Raw genomic sequence first — 15,436 nt, forward strand, 5'->3', positions numbered from 1 at the left:
ATGGCACAACAGGATTTTCTCGTAGAAATCGGTACTGAAGAGCTACCGCCCAAGGCCCTGAAAAAGCTTTCTGATGCCTTTACCGCAGGATTTTGCAAAGGCCTGGACGACGCCGGTATTGAATACGGAAAAGTGGAATCGTTTGCTGCGCCGCGCCGCCTTGCGATTCGTGTTCACGGGCTTACCGACGCCCAGCCGGACAAGGCTGTTGAACGCCGCGGTCCGGCCGTCAACGCGGCATTCGATGATGCCGGCAACCCGACCCGTGCACTGACCGGCTTTGCCACCTCGCTGGGTGTTACGCCTGACCAGCTCGACACGCTGGAAACAGACAAGGGCGCCTGGGTGGTGTACCGCACGGTTGAAAAGGGGCAGGCGACTGTTGAACTGCTGCCGCAACTGATCGAGCAGTCACTGGCGGCGTTGCCGATCCCCAAGCGGATGCGCTGGGGCGCCCACAAGGTCGACTTCGTGCGCCCGGTACACTGGATTGTGCTGCTGTACGGCAACAAAATCATCGATACCCGCATCATGGGTATTCCCACCGGCAACCAGACGCGCGGCCATCGTTTCCACTGCCCCAAGTCTCTGATCATTGCCACGCCTGATGCTTATGAAGTCGTGTTGCGCGAAGACGGTCACGTACTGGCTGATTTTGAAGAACGTCGTACCCGTATTCGCGACGGTGTAACCGAGATTGCCCGTACCCAAGGCCAGGGCGAAGCAGTCATTGATGATGATCTGCTTGATGAAGTCACCGCTCTGAACGAATGGCCGGTACCTCTGCTTGGCAAATTCGAATCTCGCTTCCTCGACGTGCCATCAGAAGCGCTGATCTCGTCGATGAAAGAGCACCAGAAGTATTTCCACGTTGTGGATAAAAATGGCGTCATGCTGCCGCTGTTCATTACCGTTGCCAATATCGAAAGCAAAGACCCGTCGCAGGTTATCTCCGGCAACGAAAAGGTGATCCGTCCGCGCCTGTCCGACGCTGCGTTCTTCTATGACACCGATCGCAAGCACACGCTTGAGAGCCGGATAGAGAAGCTCAAGCCAATCGTCTTCCAGGACAAACTTGGCAGCATTTATGACAAATCTGTCCGGGTTGCAGCTCTGGCCCGCCGGATTGCGGATGCGATTGGGTCCGATGCCAACCACGCAGAACGCGCGGCGATGTTGGCCAAGACTGATCTGGTCACCGAAATGGTGCTCGAATTCACTGACCTGCAGGGTGTGATGGGCGAATACTATGCCCGTAACGACGGCGAGCCGGAAGAAGTGGCCAAAGCCCTGAATGAACAGTACCTGCCGCGCTTTGCCGGCGACAACCTGCCAACCGGCCTCACCAGCTGTGCGGTTGCACTGGCGGATCGGCTTGATTCATTGGTTGGCTTGTTCGGTATTAACCAGCCGCCATCAGGCACCCGTGATCCGTTTGCATTGCGCCGGGCTGCACTTGGCGTGCTGCGTATTATTGTCGGTCGCGAACTGCCGCTGGATCTTCAGACCTGCTGCGAATGGGCCTCTGAAGGCTTTACCAACCTCTCGGCAGACGACACGGTCACACCCGTCGTGGATTACCTGCTTGAGCGTTTCAGGGCGCACTACGAAGAGCAGGGCATTAGCGCTGAAGTCTATCTCGCGGTACAGGCCCGTCGCCCGACCCGCCCGCTGGATTTCGAACAACGCATCCGTGCAGTGGAAGCCTTCCGTCAGATGCCCGCAGCCCAGGCGCTGGCCGCGGCCAACAAGCGAGTTTCCAATATCCTGGTCAAACAGGGCGGTGACACGCTGAGCGAGAATATCGATAACAGCCTGCTGCAGGACGACGCCGAGAAAGCGCTGGCAGCTGCTGTTACCGGTCTTGAAGCCCAGGTCATGCCGCTCTTTGACAAGGGTGATTATGCCCCGGCATTGGCCGCACTGGCGGATCTTCGGGAGCCAGTGGACCGGTTCTTTGAGGATGTTATGGTCATGGCAGAGGACGAGCAGGTCCGCGATAACCGCCTGGCTCTGCTGAACCGGCTCAGGAACCTGTTCCTTCAGGTAGCGGATATTTCTCTGCTGCCAGCCGGCTGAGCACCATGCTCGTCATCCTCGACCGTGATGGTGTGATCAATCACTATCATGGCGATTACATATGCTCGGCGGACGAATGGCATGCTATTCCGTCGAGCATAGAGGCAATCGCCCGACTCACAAAAGCCGGGTATCAGGTGGCCATTGCCACTAACCAGTCCGGCATTGCCAGAGGCTTCTATGACGAGTCTGCGCTGCAGGCGATGCATGACAAAATGCAGCGTCTTGTGAACGATGCAGGCGGTCGTATCGTTCACATTAGTTACTGTCCCCACTTGCCGGATACAGGCTGCGACTGCCGCAAGCCCAGAGCCGGCCTTCTGATGCAGATACAGGATGCCCTGGGGCTCGATACCCTGGACACCGCCATTATGGTGGGAGACAGCCTGAAAGACCTTCAGGCCGGCCAGACAGCGGGCTGTAAGGCTATTGCTCTGGTGAGAACCGGTAACGGGCTTGAGACTGAGCGCTTTCTCTCAACCCACACCATGGCGAACGTTACGATATGGGATAATCTGGCCAGTCTCGTGACGCAACTTGTAGGCTCCGGAATTTCCAGTGTGATTGAACATTCCCGGCCCTAAAACCCTGTTTAAACAAGCAATGGGGAGGCTGGAAATCCGTTTTATCATGCGTATAATATCGCGCAAATCGGCGTGTGGCGCAGCTTGGTAGCGCACTTCGTTCGGGACGAAGGGGTCGCAGGTTCGAATCCTGCCACGCCGACCATTATTTCCTTATTATTCAATATCTTAACTAATACCCTTTCCTGTTTTATCCTGTCTTTTGACCTCCGGCACCCGCAGCAGGTTTCCACCAGAATTCTCGTATATACTGGGCATCACTGTTTTCCCCGTCATTCATATTCCGGGCTTGGTATTTCATGAATCAGACCAGCAAACCGCAACACCAGCAGCGTCCCTGGGTTGACCTGTTAATCAGTATTATCATTCCCTCCGTCATTCTGATGAAGCTGAGTGGCGACGAATACCTTGGTTCTGTACTCGCGCTGCTGATCGGTCTCGCCTTCCCGCTAGGGTGGGGCCTTTATGAATTTTTCCGCTTTGGAAAAAAGAACTTTATCGCAGTCCTCGGCCTGGTCAGTATCCTGCTGACCGGCGGCATTGGCCTGCTTGAGCTCGACGCCCAGTGGCTGGCCATCAAGGAAGCCGCCATCCCTCTGCTGATTGGCATTGCTGTGCTGGTATCGACCCGCACGCGCTACCCGCTGGTCCGCACGCTGCTCTACAACCGCAGCATTCTGGATGTGGACAAGATCCACAATGCACTGGTGGAAAAGGGCAATGAAGGTGTGTTCGAGGCGCGGCTGATGAAGGCCAGCTATTTCTTCGCCGGCACTTTCCTGTTTTCGTCAATCATGAATTACGTGATCGCCAAATGGATAGTGACCAGCCCATCAGGCACGGTTGCGTTCAATGAAGAACTGGGTCAAATGACACTGGTGAGCTATCCCATGATCGCAATCCCTTCAATGGTGATGATGATCGCTATCTTCTATTACCTATGGCGCGCAATTCGTAGTCTGACAGGCTTCAAGCTCGAAGAAGTGCTATCACCCGCACTTGCTGCGGATGATGACGGGGAAGATAAAAAGGAATCCAATTCCTCTAACAACGATCAGCAGCGCTCGTCTGAGTAAAGTAATAACCGGGGCTAAAACCCGGCTCATTGCAGACGGTTACCTCCAGTCCAGCATAAAAAAGCCCGATCCGTTTCTTTCCGGATCGGGCTTTTTTGTTTGTGGGCTTTCTGATTTATCCCACAGGCTGCAAAGTTGGCAAGTGTCACTTAGTCACTCGGCTTCGCAGCCCGTTTACCAATGAGCCGACAATCAGATATCCAGGTTGGTGACCTGCAGGGCATTGGTCTGGATAAAGTTACGACGCGGTTCCACATCGTCTCCCATCAGCGTAGTGAAGATCTGGTCGGCTGCAATGCCATCTTCGATCGTCACCTTCATCATCCGGCGTGTTTCCGGATCCATGGTGGTTTCCCACAGCTGATCCGGGTTCATTTCACCCAGCCCCTTATAACGCTGAATGGTAAGGCCACGCTGGGCCTCTTTCATTAGCCACGCCAGTCCACCTTCAAAGCTCAACGCCGCCTGCTTGCGCTCGCCGCGCTGCACGTAGGCGCCTTCTTCGATCAACCCGTCCAGTTTTTCACCCAAGCGGGCGATGGACAGATATGCGCCGGATTCAAAGAAATCACGGTTGAAGATATGCGTGGTAGGAATGCCGTGAACGTAGATATCCACCTTCGGCAAATACAGTGACCGTTCCTGATCCTGATGCACCGAGAACACATATTTGGTGCCTGTGCGGACATCCAGATCAAGACCTTCACCCAACCGCGTTGCCCACTTGCTCACAGCCTCTTTATCGGTCAGGTCAGCGGCAGTCAGTGTGGCGTTATCCAGCATCTGTTCCAGTACTTTCGCGGGATAGGCCCGTGAAAGACGCTCAATCATCGCCAGCACGCCCTGATACTCCTTCACCAGGGATTCCAGAGCGGAATCGGCAATAGGCGGCGCTGATGGATTGACATAGAACTGGGCGCCTTCCAGAGCGGTTTGGGTGAGGTAGGCTTCTTTTGCCTTCTCATCCTTCAGATACTGCTCCTGCTTGCCACGCTTGACCTTGTACAACGGCGGCATCGCAATGAAGACATGGCCGCGCTCGATGATTTCCTGCATCTGACGGAACAGGAAGGTGAGCAGCAGGGTGCGAATGTGTGAGCCGTCGACGTCCGCATCCGTCATGATGATGATCGAATGATAACGCAGTTTATCGGGATCAAATTCCTGCCGACCGATACCACAACCCAGTGCCGTAATCAGCGTGCCTACCTCGGCGGACGACAACATCTTGTCGAAGCGCGCCTTCTCGACGTTCAGGATCTTGCCTTTAAGCGGCAGGATGGCCTGGGTCTTACGATCACGTCCTTGCTTGGCGCTGCCACCGGCAGAATCACCCTCCACAATATAGAGTTCAGAAAGGGCCGGGTCTTTTTCCTGGCAATCCGCCAACTTACCGGGCAGGCCGGCGATATCCAGCGCACCTTTGCGCCGTGTCATTTCCCGTGCTTTGCGAGCTGCCTCCCGCGCCCGCGCCGCTTCCAGCATCTTGTTGACGATCATCTTCGCTTCATTCGGCTGCTCATTGAGGAAGTCGGAGAAGACCTGATACATCTCCTGTTCTACCGCCGTTTTAACTTCGGAGGAGACCAGTTTGTCCTTGGTTTGCGAGGAGAACTTGGGATCCGGCACCTTCACGCTGACAATCGCAGTCAGACCTTCGCGAGCATCGTCACCAGAGGTTGTCACCTTGGATTTTTTACCCAGACCTTCTGACTCGATGTAGTTGTTGAGCGACCGCGTCAGCGCCGCTCTGAAGCCCGCCAGGTGCGTTCCGCCATCCCGCTGGGGGATGTTATTGGTGAAGCAGTAGAGATTCTCCTGGAAGGCATCGTTCCACTGCATCGCAACTTCAACTGTCGTCCCGTCGTCCCGCTCTTTGGAAAAATGGAACACCCGGTTAATCGGCGTCTTGTTGGTATTGAGGTACTCGACGAATGCGCGAAGGCCACCTTCATACTCGAAAATTTCTTCCCGACCGGTGCGCTCGTCAAGCAGGCGAATGCGGACACCGCTGTTCAGGAACGCCAACTCTCGCAAACGCTTCGCCAGAATATCGTAGTGGAAAACGATATTGGTAAAGGTATCAGGAGAGGGGATGAAATGGACTTCAGTACCACTGCTATCAGTCTCACCCTTGGCGGCAAGAGGCTCATCAGGCACACCTTCGTGGTAAGTCTGCTCCCAAACCACGTTGTCCCGACGGATCGTCAGACGCAGCTGAGAAGACAATGCGTTAACAACAGAAACACCGACACCGTGCAAACCACCGGAAACCTTGTAGGTGTTGTCGTCAAACTTACCGCCGGCGTGCAGTACCGTCATAATGACCTGTGCTGCCGAAACCCCTTCTTCCTCGTGGATATCAACCGGGATCCCACGCCCGTTATCCTTAACGCTGATGGACTCATCAGGGTGGATAATAATTTTTATCTCAGAACAGAATCCAGCCAAGGCTTCGTCAATGGAGTTATCCACTACTTCGAAGACCATGTGGTGTAGGCCGGTGCCATCGTCGGTGTCACCGATATACATACCGGGACGCTTGCGAACTGCATCCAGCCCCTTGAGAACCTTGATGCTGGAGGAATTATAGGTCGACGTTGTCATTCGGACGCTCCTAAAGCGCAGAGATCTTATTCTTCCGTAAACTCGCCATGTTCCACGTGGAACATTTTGAAATCGGGCATGGGATCCCGCCACAACAAGTCGGGGCGGGGCGGCTCAATCGAGGTGATAAACACCTGACTGCCTAAATCACGTAACTTGCCTGCCAGCATGCGACGATGCTGATCATCAAGTTCGGCATTAATGTCATCCAGTAAAAATGTGCACTGCTTGCCACTGTCCGCCAGCAATTGGCCCTGGGCAATCTTCATCAAGATCACCAGAGTTTTCTGCTGACCACGAGAAAAGGTCTCAGCAACAGGCCGGCCTTGAAATTTGACACGGATATCGCAGCGATTGGGCCCATAAAGGGTATGCCCCATTTTTGATTCTTGTTCCCTGTGGGCCAACAGCACATCGCTCAGCGACAGCTTTCGATCCCAGCCGGGGAACAATTCAAACCGCAACCCCTCAGTCCATGGCACATCAACTTCAGCTAATAACGACTCGAGTAACGGGTGAAAGCGATCAAAAACACCTTTTCTCGCGTCGTTAATCTGTTCTGCCAGTGCAACATATTGGCGATCCCAGATGCTTAGTAACGCCTCGTCTATTCTACCATTTCTGAGAATTTTATTCCGCTGGGAAACGCACCGCTGAAACTGCTGCCAAAGGACGGAAAAACCATGTTCCACGTGGAACACTGACCAATCGAGAAACTGACGACGTTTGCCGGGCCCACCGGAAATGATGTCGAAAGTTCCCGGATCAATCACCGATACCGCGAGATGGCGAGCCACTGACGACAAGCTGCGCACTTTCTCACCGTCTACCCTCAGGCGGGTCTCCTTGTTGACCAGGTGTCGTGCTATGCCAATCCGGTGTCGTTCATCCTGCGCCGGTTTTGAGTCATTATTCGGCGGGGCATTTTCTGAAATCTCACCAAAAACTGTCAGCTCATCCGCACCATGGCGGACTACTGCTTCATGACGATTCACTCGAAAAGATCGCCCGAGCCCGAGATAGCCAATGGCCTCGAGTACGCTGCTCTTGCCGCTGCCATTCTGACCATAGACGAGGTTCACTGATGGAGAAAAAACCAGTTCAGTGGGGGCAAGGTTTCGAAAGTTCTGGGTTTGGAGTCGGACGAGCGCCATGCAGGAATAAAATCCGGAATGGAATGAGTAAGAATGGATAGTCTACAGGTAAGCCGGTGCTGAGGGCAGGGCTGTATTCGATATAGCTCGAGGGGCGCGCTTGCGACAGGGCGTCATCAGCATTCTGTCATCAAGAAAAAAGGAGCCCGATAGGCTCCCATTTTCATACGCTGTTATCTCAAACACGCCCTCATTTTTAATGCAGCATGTTAAGGCGCTCATCCATAAAGACATCCATTTCTGGCGCAAGGATATGAACGTAGCGATCAAAGTAGAGGAACTGCTTGATCAGGAGCGCAAATTCGCGAGGGAAGTGCAGGCCATGTTGCTCACCGATTTTCACCATATCCATCAGGATACTGTTCACTTCGTCCTCTGTCTCTTCACCGATGTAAGGTGTGTCCGGCGTCATTCTATCCATTTGCTGATACAGACGACGAAGGTCATTTGCCAACTGACCAGTATCAATTGCCGCGTCCGTAACGCCAATCCGCACCATGGCATCCGCCATACCTTCAAAATTACCGACCATCACCGTCGAAATAAAATCAGACACAGCTTGCCAGGTATCCGGCGCAATACGACCCACAATGCCAAAATCGATAAACCCGACCCGACCATCACGCAACACCATCAGGTTGCCCGCATGCACATCTGCATGAAAGAACTCGCACTGCGTAAGACTGGAAAACCAGGTATTCATCGCGGTTATTAAGGTGCGCTCGGGATCGTTGGAAACAGCCCGAATGCTTTCAAGATCTGTTAGCGGCACGCCGTGGAAGCGCTCCATCGTGAGCACTCGCCGCGTGCTGCAAGCCTCGTAAACCTGAGGCACCGCTGCATCCTCGTTATGGGTATCAAGCAGGAACTGCCGGAACACCTTCAGGTTGTTGGCTTCCTGAATAAAATCACATTCCTCCATCATCGTACGCTGGATTTCCTCAACGATGCCCGACAGGGAAGTCCATGACAGTTTGGGCGCGAGCGTTTCCAGAATCCGTGACGATGCATAAAGGAAATTGAGATCCGTCAGCAGAATATTCTCAACCCCGGGCTTCTGAATCTTGATGACCACATCTTCGCCGGTCACCAGACGCGCTGCATGTACCTGCGCAATAGAGGCCGAAGCAAGCGGTACCGGATCGATTTCCGCGTAGATACTCTCGAGCGGTAATGTGAGTTCTTCGCGAAGAATCCGTTTCATTACGCCAAAAGGCAAGGCTGGCGTGCGATCGAGGCAATGCTGAAATTCCTCAACATAGCTGGCAGGAAAAAAAGTGGGGGAGCTGGCAATGAACTGACCCAGCTTGATGTAGGTTGCACCAAGGTTTTCAAACGTTTGACGCAGTAACCGGGGAGCGGGTGGTCGATCACCCCTCAACCAGTTAACGCCGGTACGGCCCAGTACTGAAAGTGTCTGTCCGATTCTCAGCGCGCCTTTGACGCCATTTACCACCATTGCCATTGTCCTAACCTCTCGATATCCATTCGGGCGCAAGCAGGATCGGCAACTATCACGAGCCCTTAAATCCGCAGTACGGGCCGGCCCTGACAAACACGGTTTCGATAAATACACGGCAGCACAACCACACATCGCCGCATCAATTGATACATTACAGTAAACAAATGCCCGGCAATATCACCAGGCATCGAATCACTCTCTGATCACTTATCCACAGCGGATAGACTGAGCCAGGGCTCGCTGTGAACGCTATTGATAGCTTACAGTCTCATCGGCATGACGACGTACAACACGCTGTCGTCATTTTGGGCCTCAATCAATGCACTGCTGTTGGGGTTGGAGAGTGTGATTTTGACCTGCTCTTCGTCGAGCGCATTGAGCACATCGACCAGGTAACCCACGTTAAACCCGATCTGCAATGCTTCGCCCTGGTAATCCACAGCCAGTGCGTCTTCCGCCTGTTCCTGATCCGGGTTGTTGGCGAAGATCTGCAGTTCTCCCGACGCCAGGTTCAGCCTGACACCCCGAATATTCTCGTGCGACAGAATACCCGCGCGCTGAAGCGTATTTTTCAACGTCGACCGATCAGCCAGCATCACCTTGTCACCCCCGCGTGGGATGACCCGGTTGTAGTCCGGGAACTTGCCTTCGATCAGCTTGGAAGTAAACGTGTAGGCACCAACAGTCGCCCGCAGGTGGTTATCACCAAATACCAGTGTGACGGGTGTCTGAACATCATCCAGCAAGCGTGCAAGTTCGAGAACACCCTTGCGAGGCACAATCACCTGGCGCGGATCACTGATACCGGTGGCCAACTTTGTGTTGGACATGGCCAACCGGTGACCATCCGTTGCCACCACACGCAGATGCTCTGCATCTACTTCCAGCAGCAAACCATTCAGGTAATAGCGGACGTCCTGCTGCGCCATAGCAAACGCAGTTGCATCCAGCATGTTGCGAAGATCAGCTTGCGTCACCTCAAGCCTGAAACTCTCGCCATCATCCTCAACATTCGGAAAGTGCTCAGCTGGCAGAGTCGACAGGGTAAAGTGACTGGCGCCGCAACGCAGGTGCAACCGGTCGCCTTCGAGGTTGAGCTCGATTGGCGCTTCGTCACCCAAAGCCCGACAAATATCAGACAGTTTGCGGGCCGGTACGGTGATACGCCCCGGTTGATCAACATGCACCGGCACGATCCGTCCCACCAGTTCCACTTCCATATTGGTGCCGGTCAGGGTGAGCGTGTTGTCCTCGGCCACCAATAGCACGTTGGACAGCACAGGCATGGTCTGTTTGCGTTCGACAACGCCCGCAATAGCCTGGAGGGGTGTCAGTAGGGATTCTCGGCTGATGGTCAGTTTCATGGCACTCGGAATCTGCTAGTGAATGTTAAGTGTTTTGTTACGCAAACCTGCTGCCGTAGGCCATCGTTTAAAATGATGAGCGAACGACCGATCTCTGATTTTTATTCACAGGAGGCGGATAACCGGTATCACCGCTATCGTATACCTGCTTTTATGCGCTCCGATCAGGTTGTCAGTAGTCGCATGAAGTTCTGATAATCTTCTCGGATATTCGTATCCGTACCCTGCAATTCAACTATTTTCTTGCAGGCGTGCAACACCGTCGTATGATCCCTACCACCAAACGCATCGCCAATTTCAGGCAGGCTGTGGTTGGTCAATTCCTTCGCCAGCGACATGGCCATTTGCCGGGGCCGGGTCACTGACCGGGTTCTGCGCTTGGAGTGAAGATCCGCCACCTTGATCTTGTAATACTCTGCCACGGTGCGTTGAATGTTGTCGATGCTGACCTGCTTTTCATGCAACGCCAACAGATCCTTCAGGCTTTCACGTATAAACGGAGGGGTGATTTCCTGTCCCGTGAAGTGAGCATTCGCTATCACCAAACGTAGCGCGCCTTCTAGCTCTCTCACATTCGAACGTATTTTTTGAGCAATAAAGAAAGCCGCTTCGCTACTGAGCCTCACATTGGTCTGCTCGGCCTTCTTCATCAGGATGGCTACCCTGGTCTCGAGTTCAGGCGGCTCTACCATGACTGTAAGGCCCCAACCAAAACGGGATTTCAGTCTCTCTTCCATATCCGAAATCTCTTTCGGAAACCGGTCACACGTGACAATGACCTGCTGGCCGCCCTCAAGCAATGCATTGAAGGTATGGAAAAACTCTTCCTGGGAACGCTCTTTGCGGGCAAAGAACTGGATATCATCTATTAACAGTGCATCAACAGAGCGGTAATAACGTTTGAATTCGTTGATGGCGTTCAACTGCAGCGCTTTGACCATATCCGCAACGAAACGCTCTGAACGAAGATAGGCCACCTTGGCGCGAGGGTTGCGGCGAACGATCTCGTTGCCCACAGCATGCATCAGGTGAGTTTTACCCAGACCCACACCGCCATAAAGGAACAAGGGGTTATAGGCTCCACCCGGGTTCTCAGCTACCTGCATGGACGCCGCTCGAGCCAGTTGGTTCGATTTGCCTTCAACAAAGGTGTCAAAGGTGAAGCTCTCATTGAGAAAGCTCTGATGTTTGATGTCACCTTCAACTTGGACATTACGACGCCTGGAGGCCGCAGCAGACGATAACACCTCACGTCGGGGCTGACGATCGACAACCGTTGCGGCAACGCCCTTCTCTTCCTCACTGACAGGCCCGGTATCGTCCTGACGGCCTGACTCGACGTTTGCTGTCTGAGAACGCTGCACCATATCCCGGGCCGCAGTTGCTGAACCGACGCGCATATTAATGCGGGGAGCCTGTCCGCCCTGAAGATCCTTCAGCACTTCCTCTATACGTCGCAGATACTTTTCGTTTACCCAATCCATAACAAAACGGTTGGGTGCAAACAGCATCAGCTGATCGTCCTGATGTTCGGATTGCAGAGGGCGCAACCAGGTATTGAACTGCTGAGCCGGAAATTCGTCCCGGAGTACTTCTAGACACTGATGCCAGATTGTTTGCGGCACGACAGCCTGCCTCCAATGCGTAAGCAATCCTTGACGAGGATAGGAAATGGGAATTTGCGGTTATTGTTGTCAATTCCAAGCACACGCGCTTTTAAACCCGGATAGAGCAATGACACCCTCTCCGGATCGAACCCAACGACCGAATAGCCGGTTATTCTACGCCCTCACAGAACTCAAAAAAAGCCCTCGGAACCATTCCATAAACAGGGTGTGTATAACTTTATATATAAAAATCATTCAATTACTGACTTAACTACAGCCTTGTGTACAGAAATTCAGATAAAGAAAGTTTTCCACAGCTCCTTGTGTAAACACCCCCTGTCTGCCTGTGAACAAGCTGAGTGCGAATCGATGCATAACTCATCTCATTCAAGGAGTGCTGGTTTATCCCCAATCCGTCGATCAGTTATCCCCAGAGCTCAACGGGGTTTGTCACCGCAGTTGTCATTTCCATAACCAACTGGTTTAGATGATAAATTTAACCTTACACACAGAAAACAGGCTCTCTAACAGTAACAGTAGTAAGCATTTATACATTCTTTAAAAACTTAAAAGAGTATTATTGCTGTTAGGGATTCAGCTCACTTTTTGCCATGGTCAGATCTTTCCCCGGTCGGCAGCCCAGCCGCTGAAAAACCACTTGCTGAGTAAATCCGCGTACTCGTGCAGGTAACGATTGAATTCGGGTCAGGATTTGTCTAGAATCCGGCTCCTATTTTGACTGTTCATTTTTTGACTAGTTGAGAGCCCGCCGGGCCGTTCGTATTCGACCGGCAAGTACAGCTCGCAACGGTGAACAACTGACAGAATTTGTTTTCAATACACCCGAGTGTGAGATCGATATCATGAAAAGAACGTTTCAACCCAGCGTACTGAAGCGTAAGCGCGTTCACGGCTTCCGTGCCCGCATGGCAACTGCTAACGGCCGCAAGATCATTTCCCGCCGTCGTGCCAAAGGTCGTGTACGCCTGTCAGCTTGATCAAGCCTGATAGGTCTGAATGCCGGTGCTGACGTTTCCAAAGCAGGCACGATTATTAAAACCCCGCGATTACAGCGGGGTTTTCGATCATGTTTCTGTGCGGGTTCCACACCGGCATTTTCTGATTCTTGCGGCACCTAATGACCGGGGCCATGCCAGAGTCGGATTAATATTTTCAAAGAAAAATCTCAGGCTTGCTGTACAACGCAACCGGATCAAGCGTGCTGTACGGGAAACCTTTCGCCTACAGTCCGATCTGCCTCCAATGGATATCATTGTGATGGGCAGACAGGGTCTAGCTGACCTGGAGAACGCCAGCGTCAACGGTATTCTCGAGGATTTGTGGCAGCGCTTGCGACGCAAAGCACGGAAAGCGGATGCGGCGTCCGGCTAACCAGGGGTACCGGATCACATGATGCGACAGCTCGTGCTTCTCCCCATCCGGTTCTACCGGTACGCTATCAGTCCTTTGATGGCCAGCCATTGCCGTTACCACCCCACTTGTTCTTCTTATGCACTGGAAGCAATTCAGGGGCATGGTATCCTTCGCGGCGGTTATCTCGCTATAAAACGCCTGTTACGCTGTCACCCCTGGTGTGTCGGTGGTTACGACCCCGTACCCGGACACTGCGATCAGCAGCCGTCCGAAGCGTCAGCAAAAGGCGGGATTCACCCACACTGTTCCAAACATTCTAATCAGCCGACACGTTGAACCTATGGATATTCAAAGAACAATCCTCTGGATAGGCCTGGCCATCGTCAGTTACATGATGGTGCTCGCCTGGAACGAAGACTACCATCAGACACCTTCCCAACCCGTTGCCCAAACGGCACAACAGAATGAAGCTGGCAGTGACACCCCCTCACTGACCCAGGGTGGAAAGACTGACCCGACAACATCCGGTTCAGCGGCTGGTTCTGAGTTCTCTACACCGGAAGATCACGGCGATACCGCGGTAGAGAGCGGTACTGTGACGACTGATACCGGGAAAAACGGTGGTCAGCAAGTCACGCTGACAACCGACGTGTTGAAGCTGAAGATCAGTCTTGCCGGCGGTAATATCACTGAAGCCTCGCTGCTGGATTACAAGGAAAACCTGGATAATCCTGCCCCTCTCAAGCTGCTTCAGAACAACAATATCCGCACCTATGTTCTTGAAAGCGGATTAATTGGCCGCGATGGTTTTGACGCATCCGGTAATGGACCTGCGCCCACCTATCAGGCACAGGCCACCAGCTTCGAGCTCGCCGAAGGCGCGGATAAGTTGACAGCAGATCTGGTCTTTACCAGTGACAAGGGTATCAAGGTCACCAAACGCTATACCCTTGAGCGTGACAGCTACGAAATTGACGTCCGTTACTTGATTGATAACCAGTCGGATGCCGTCTGGAAAGGCAATTTTGCCGGCAAGATCGTGCGTGATAACAGCGGCGACCCCACAGCCCAGCAAAGCCTGGGGATAAAGGCATTCCTCGGTATGGTGCTGAGCACCAAAGACGATACCTACGAAAAATTCAGCTTTGATGATCTGAAGGAAAATCCGATCAGTACCAAAGCCGAAGGCGGCTGGATTGCATTTCTGCAGCACTATTTCCTGAGTGCCTGGATTCCCGATGATGGTTCATCCCATGTTTATCAGAGCACTCAGCGCAACAACCTGAATGTGATGGGATTTGTCGAAGGCGCAACAACCGTTGAGCCCGGCCAGCAGGCGGAAGTAGGCGCGCGGGCTTATGTGGGTCCCAAGATTATTGATCGCCTCGAAGCGGTGGCCCCTAACCTGGATCGTACTGTCGACTTTGGTTTCCTGTTCTTTATCGCCACACCGCTGTTTATCGTGCTCAACTGGTTCCACAGCCTTGTGGGTAACTGGGGTGTCGCGATTATCCTGTTGACCATGACGGTCAAGGCGCTGTTCTTCAAACTTTCGGCCACCAGTTACCGTTCGATGGCCCGCATGCGTGCGGTTGCACCTCAGCTTGCCCGACTAAAAGAGTCGTACGGTGACGATCGTCAGCGTATGTCGCAGGAAATGATGGCGCTCTACAAGCGGGAGAAGATCAATCCGCTGGGTGGCTGCCTGCCAATTCTTGTGCAGATGCCGGTGTTCATTGCCCTTTACTGGGTTCTGTTCGAGAGCGTGCAGTTGCGGCATGCCCCCTTCTTCCTGTGGATTCACGATTTGTCGGTTATGGATCCCTACTTCATTCTGCCGATTCTGATGGGCGCGAGTATGTTCATCCAGATGAGTCTTAACCCGACACCTCCGGATCCGATGCAGGCCAAGGTGATGAAGATGATGCCGCTGATCTTCACGGTCTTCTTCCTCTGGTTCCCGGCAGGTCTGGTACTGTACTGGCTGGTCAACAACATCCTGTCGATCTCCCAGCAGTGGTACATTACCCGCAAGATTCAGGCGGATGTTGACGCCAAGAAATCCTGACCGGTAAATGATTCAAGGGCTCCTCAGGGAGCCCTGTTTCGTTGTGGGCCGGGATTATATC

12 protein-coding genes and 1 tRNA gene are annotated in these 15,436 nt (G+C 53.3%); 8 read left to right on the plus strand and 5 right to left on the minus strand.

The genetic code is table 11. The features are described from left to right. From glyS to ACUN9X_RS02735, 4 genes are all read left to right on the plus strand, one after another. On the plus strand, window positions 1-2,079 hold the full coding sequence (gene glyS / locus ACUN9X_RS02720; RefSeq protein WP_445472117.1) for a glycine--tRNA ligase subunit beta: 2,079 nt from the start codon (window positions 1-3) through the stop codon (window positions 2,077-2,079). Window positions 2,080-2,084: 5 nt separating this feature from the next. Then, window positions 2,085-2,663, plus strand: a complete 579-nt coding sequence (gmhB, locus tag ACUN9X_RS02725) for a D-glycero-beta-D-manno-heptose 1,7-bisphosphate 7-phosphatase (RefSeq protein ID WP_445472118.1) — start codon at window positions 2,085-2,087, stop codon at window positions 2,661-2,663. A gap of 68 nt (window positions 2,664-2,731) precedes the next feature. Continuing rightward, window positions 2,732-2,808 (plus strand) — tRNA-Pro (locus tag ACUN9X_RS02730). A 154-nt stretch (window positions 2,809-2,962) separates the two neighbouring features. Then, a complete protein-coding gene (locus ACUN9X_RS02735; RefSeq protein WP_445472119.1) occupies window positions 2,963-3,739 on the plus strand; it encodes a VC0807 family protein in 777 nt (258 codons plus the stop codon). A gap of 192 nt (window positions 3,740-3,931) precedes the next feature. On the opposite strand, the gene gyrB is transcribed toward ACUN9X_RS02735, so the two are convergent. From gyrB to dnaA, 5 genes are all read right to left on the minus strand, one after another. Continuing rightward, window positions 3,932-6,346 (minus strand): DNA topoisomerase (ATP-hydrolyzing) subunit B, encoded by a 2,415-nt coding sequence (gene gyrB, locus ACUN9X_RS02740; protein WP_260039184.1) that lies wholly within the window; start codon window positions 6,344-6,346, stop codon window positions 3,932-3,934. 26 nt (window positions 6,347-6,372) lie between these two features. After that, entirely contained in the window at window positions 6,373-7,500 is a 1,128-nt protein-coding gene (gene recF / locus ACUN9X_RS02745) for a DNA replication/repair protein RecF (protein WP_445472120.1), read from the minus strand. A 196-nt stretch (window positions 7,501-7,696) separates the two neighbouring features. Next, window positions 7,697-8,965, minus strand: a complete 1,269-nt coding sequence (locus ACUN9X_RS02750; protein WP_260039180.1) for an ABC1 kinase family protein — start codon at window positions 8,963-8,965, stop codon at window positions 7,697-7,699. 257 nt (window positions 8,966-9,222) lie between these two features. Beyond that, window positions 9,223-10,326, minus strand: a complete 1,104-nt coding sequence (gene dnaN, locus ACUN9X_RS02755; protein ID WP_260039178.1) for a DNA polymerase III subunit beta — start codon at window positions 10,324-10,326, stop codon at window positions 9,223-9,225. A gap of 164 nt (window positions 10,327-10,490) precedes the next feature. Further along, window positions 10,491-11,951 carry a chromosomal replication initiator protein DnaA gene (dnaA, locus tag ACUN9X_RS02760; protein WP_260039177.1) on the minus strand — a complete coding sequence of 487 codons (1,461 nt, stop codon included), beginning with the start codon at window positions 11,949-11,951 and terminating at the stop codon, window positions 10,491-10,493. An 845-nt stretch (window positions 11,952-12,796) separates the two neighbouring features. On the opposite strand from dnaA, the gene rpmH reads away from it, so the two are divergent. Genes rpmH through yidC form a run of 4 tightly spaced genes read left to right on the plus strand, consistent with a single transcriptional unit; the run spans window position 12,797 to window position 15,375 of the window. Beyond that, entirely contained in the window at window positions 12,797-12,931 is a 135-nt protein-coding gene (gene rpmH, locus ACUN9X_RS02765; RefSeq protein WP_260039175.1) for a 50S ribosomal protein L34, read from the plus strand. 19 nt (window positions 12,932-12,950) lie between these two features. Continuing rightward, complete coding sequence (gene rnpA, locus ACUN9X_RS02770; RefSeq protein ID WP_260039174.1) at window positions 12,951-13,325, plus strand: ribonuclease P protein component; 375 nt, start codon at window positions 12,951-12,953, stop codon at window positions 13,323-13,325. A gap of 21 nt (window positions 13,326-13,346) precedes the next feature. After that, window positions 13,347-13,643, plus strand: coding sequence for a membrane protein insertion efficiency factor YidD (gene yidD / locus ACUN9X_RS02775; protein WP_445473170.1), 297 nt, complete (start codon window positions 13,347-13,349; stop codon window positions 13,641-13,643). Window positions 13,644-13,647: 4 nt separating this feature from the next. Beyond that, window positions 13,648-15,375 (plus strand): membrane protein insertase YidC, encoded by a 1,728-nt coding sequence (gene yidC, locus ACUN9X_RS02780; RefSeq protein WP_445472121.1) that lies wholly within the window; start codon window positions 13,648-13,650, stop codon window positions 15,373-15,375. Window positions 15,376-15,436 lie beyond the last annotated feature (61 nt).

Source organism: Marinobacter sp. V032, from assembly GCF_052645435.1.

What these genes read in the sequence shown, in the direction of transcription:
- glyS (WP_445472117.1), top strand. Translation starts at nt 1, where the DNA reads ATGGCACAACAGGATTTTCTCGTAGAAATCGGTACTGAAGAGCTACCG.
- gmhB (WP_445472118.1), top strand. Translation starts at nt 2,085, where the DNA reads ATGCTCGTCATCCTCGACCGTGATGGTGTGATCAATCACTATCATGGC.
- ACUN9X_RS02735 (WP_445472119.1), top strand. Translation starts at nt 2,963, where the DNA reads ATGAATCAGACCAGCAAACCGCAACACCAGCAGCGTCCCTGGGTTGAC.
- gyrB (WP_260039184.1), bottom strand. Translation starts at nt 6,346, where the DNA reads ATGACAACGTCGACCTATAATTCCTCCAGCATCAAGGTTCTCAAGGGG.
- recF (WP_445472120.1), bottom strand. Translation starts at nt 7,500, where the DNA reads ATGGCGCTCGTCCGACTCCAAACCCAGAACTTTCGAAACCTTGCCCCC.
- ACUN9X_RS02750 (WP_260039180.1), bottom strand. Translation starts at nt 8,965, where the DNA reads ATGGCAATGGTGGTAAATGGCGTCAAAGGCGCGCTGAGAATCGGACAG.
- dnaN (WP_260039178.1), bottom strand. Translation starts at nt 10,326, where the DNA reads ATGAAACTGACCATCAGCCGAGAATCCCTACTGACACCCCTCCAGGCT.
- rpmH (WP_260039175.1), top strand. Translation starts at nt 12,797, where the DNA reads ATGAAAAGAACGTTTCAACCCAGCGTACTGAAGCGTAAGCGCGTTCAC.
- rnpA (WP_260039174.1), top strand. Translation starts at nt 12,951, where the DNA reads ATGCCGGTGCTGACGTTTCCAAAGCAGGCACGATTATTAAAACCCCGC.
- yidD (WP_445473170.1), top strand. Translation starts at nt 13,347, where the DNA reads ATGCGACAGCTCGTGCTTCTCCCCATCCGGTTCTACCGGTACGCTATC.
- yidC (WP_445472121.1), top strand. Translation starts at nt 13,648, where the DNA reads ATGGATATTCAAAGAACAATCCTCTGGATAGGCCTGGCCATCGTCAGT.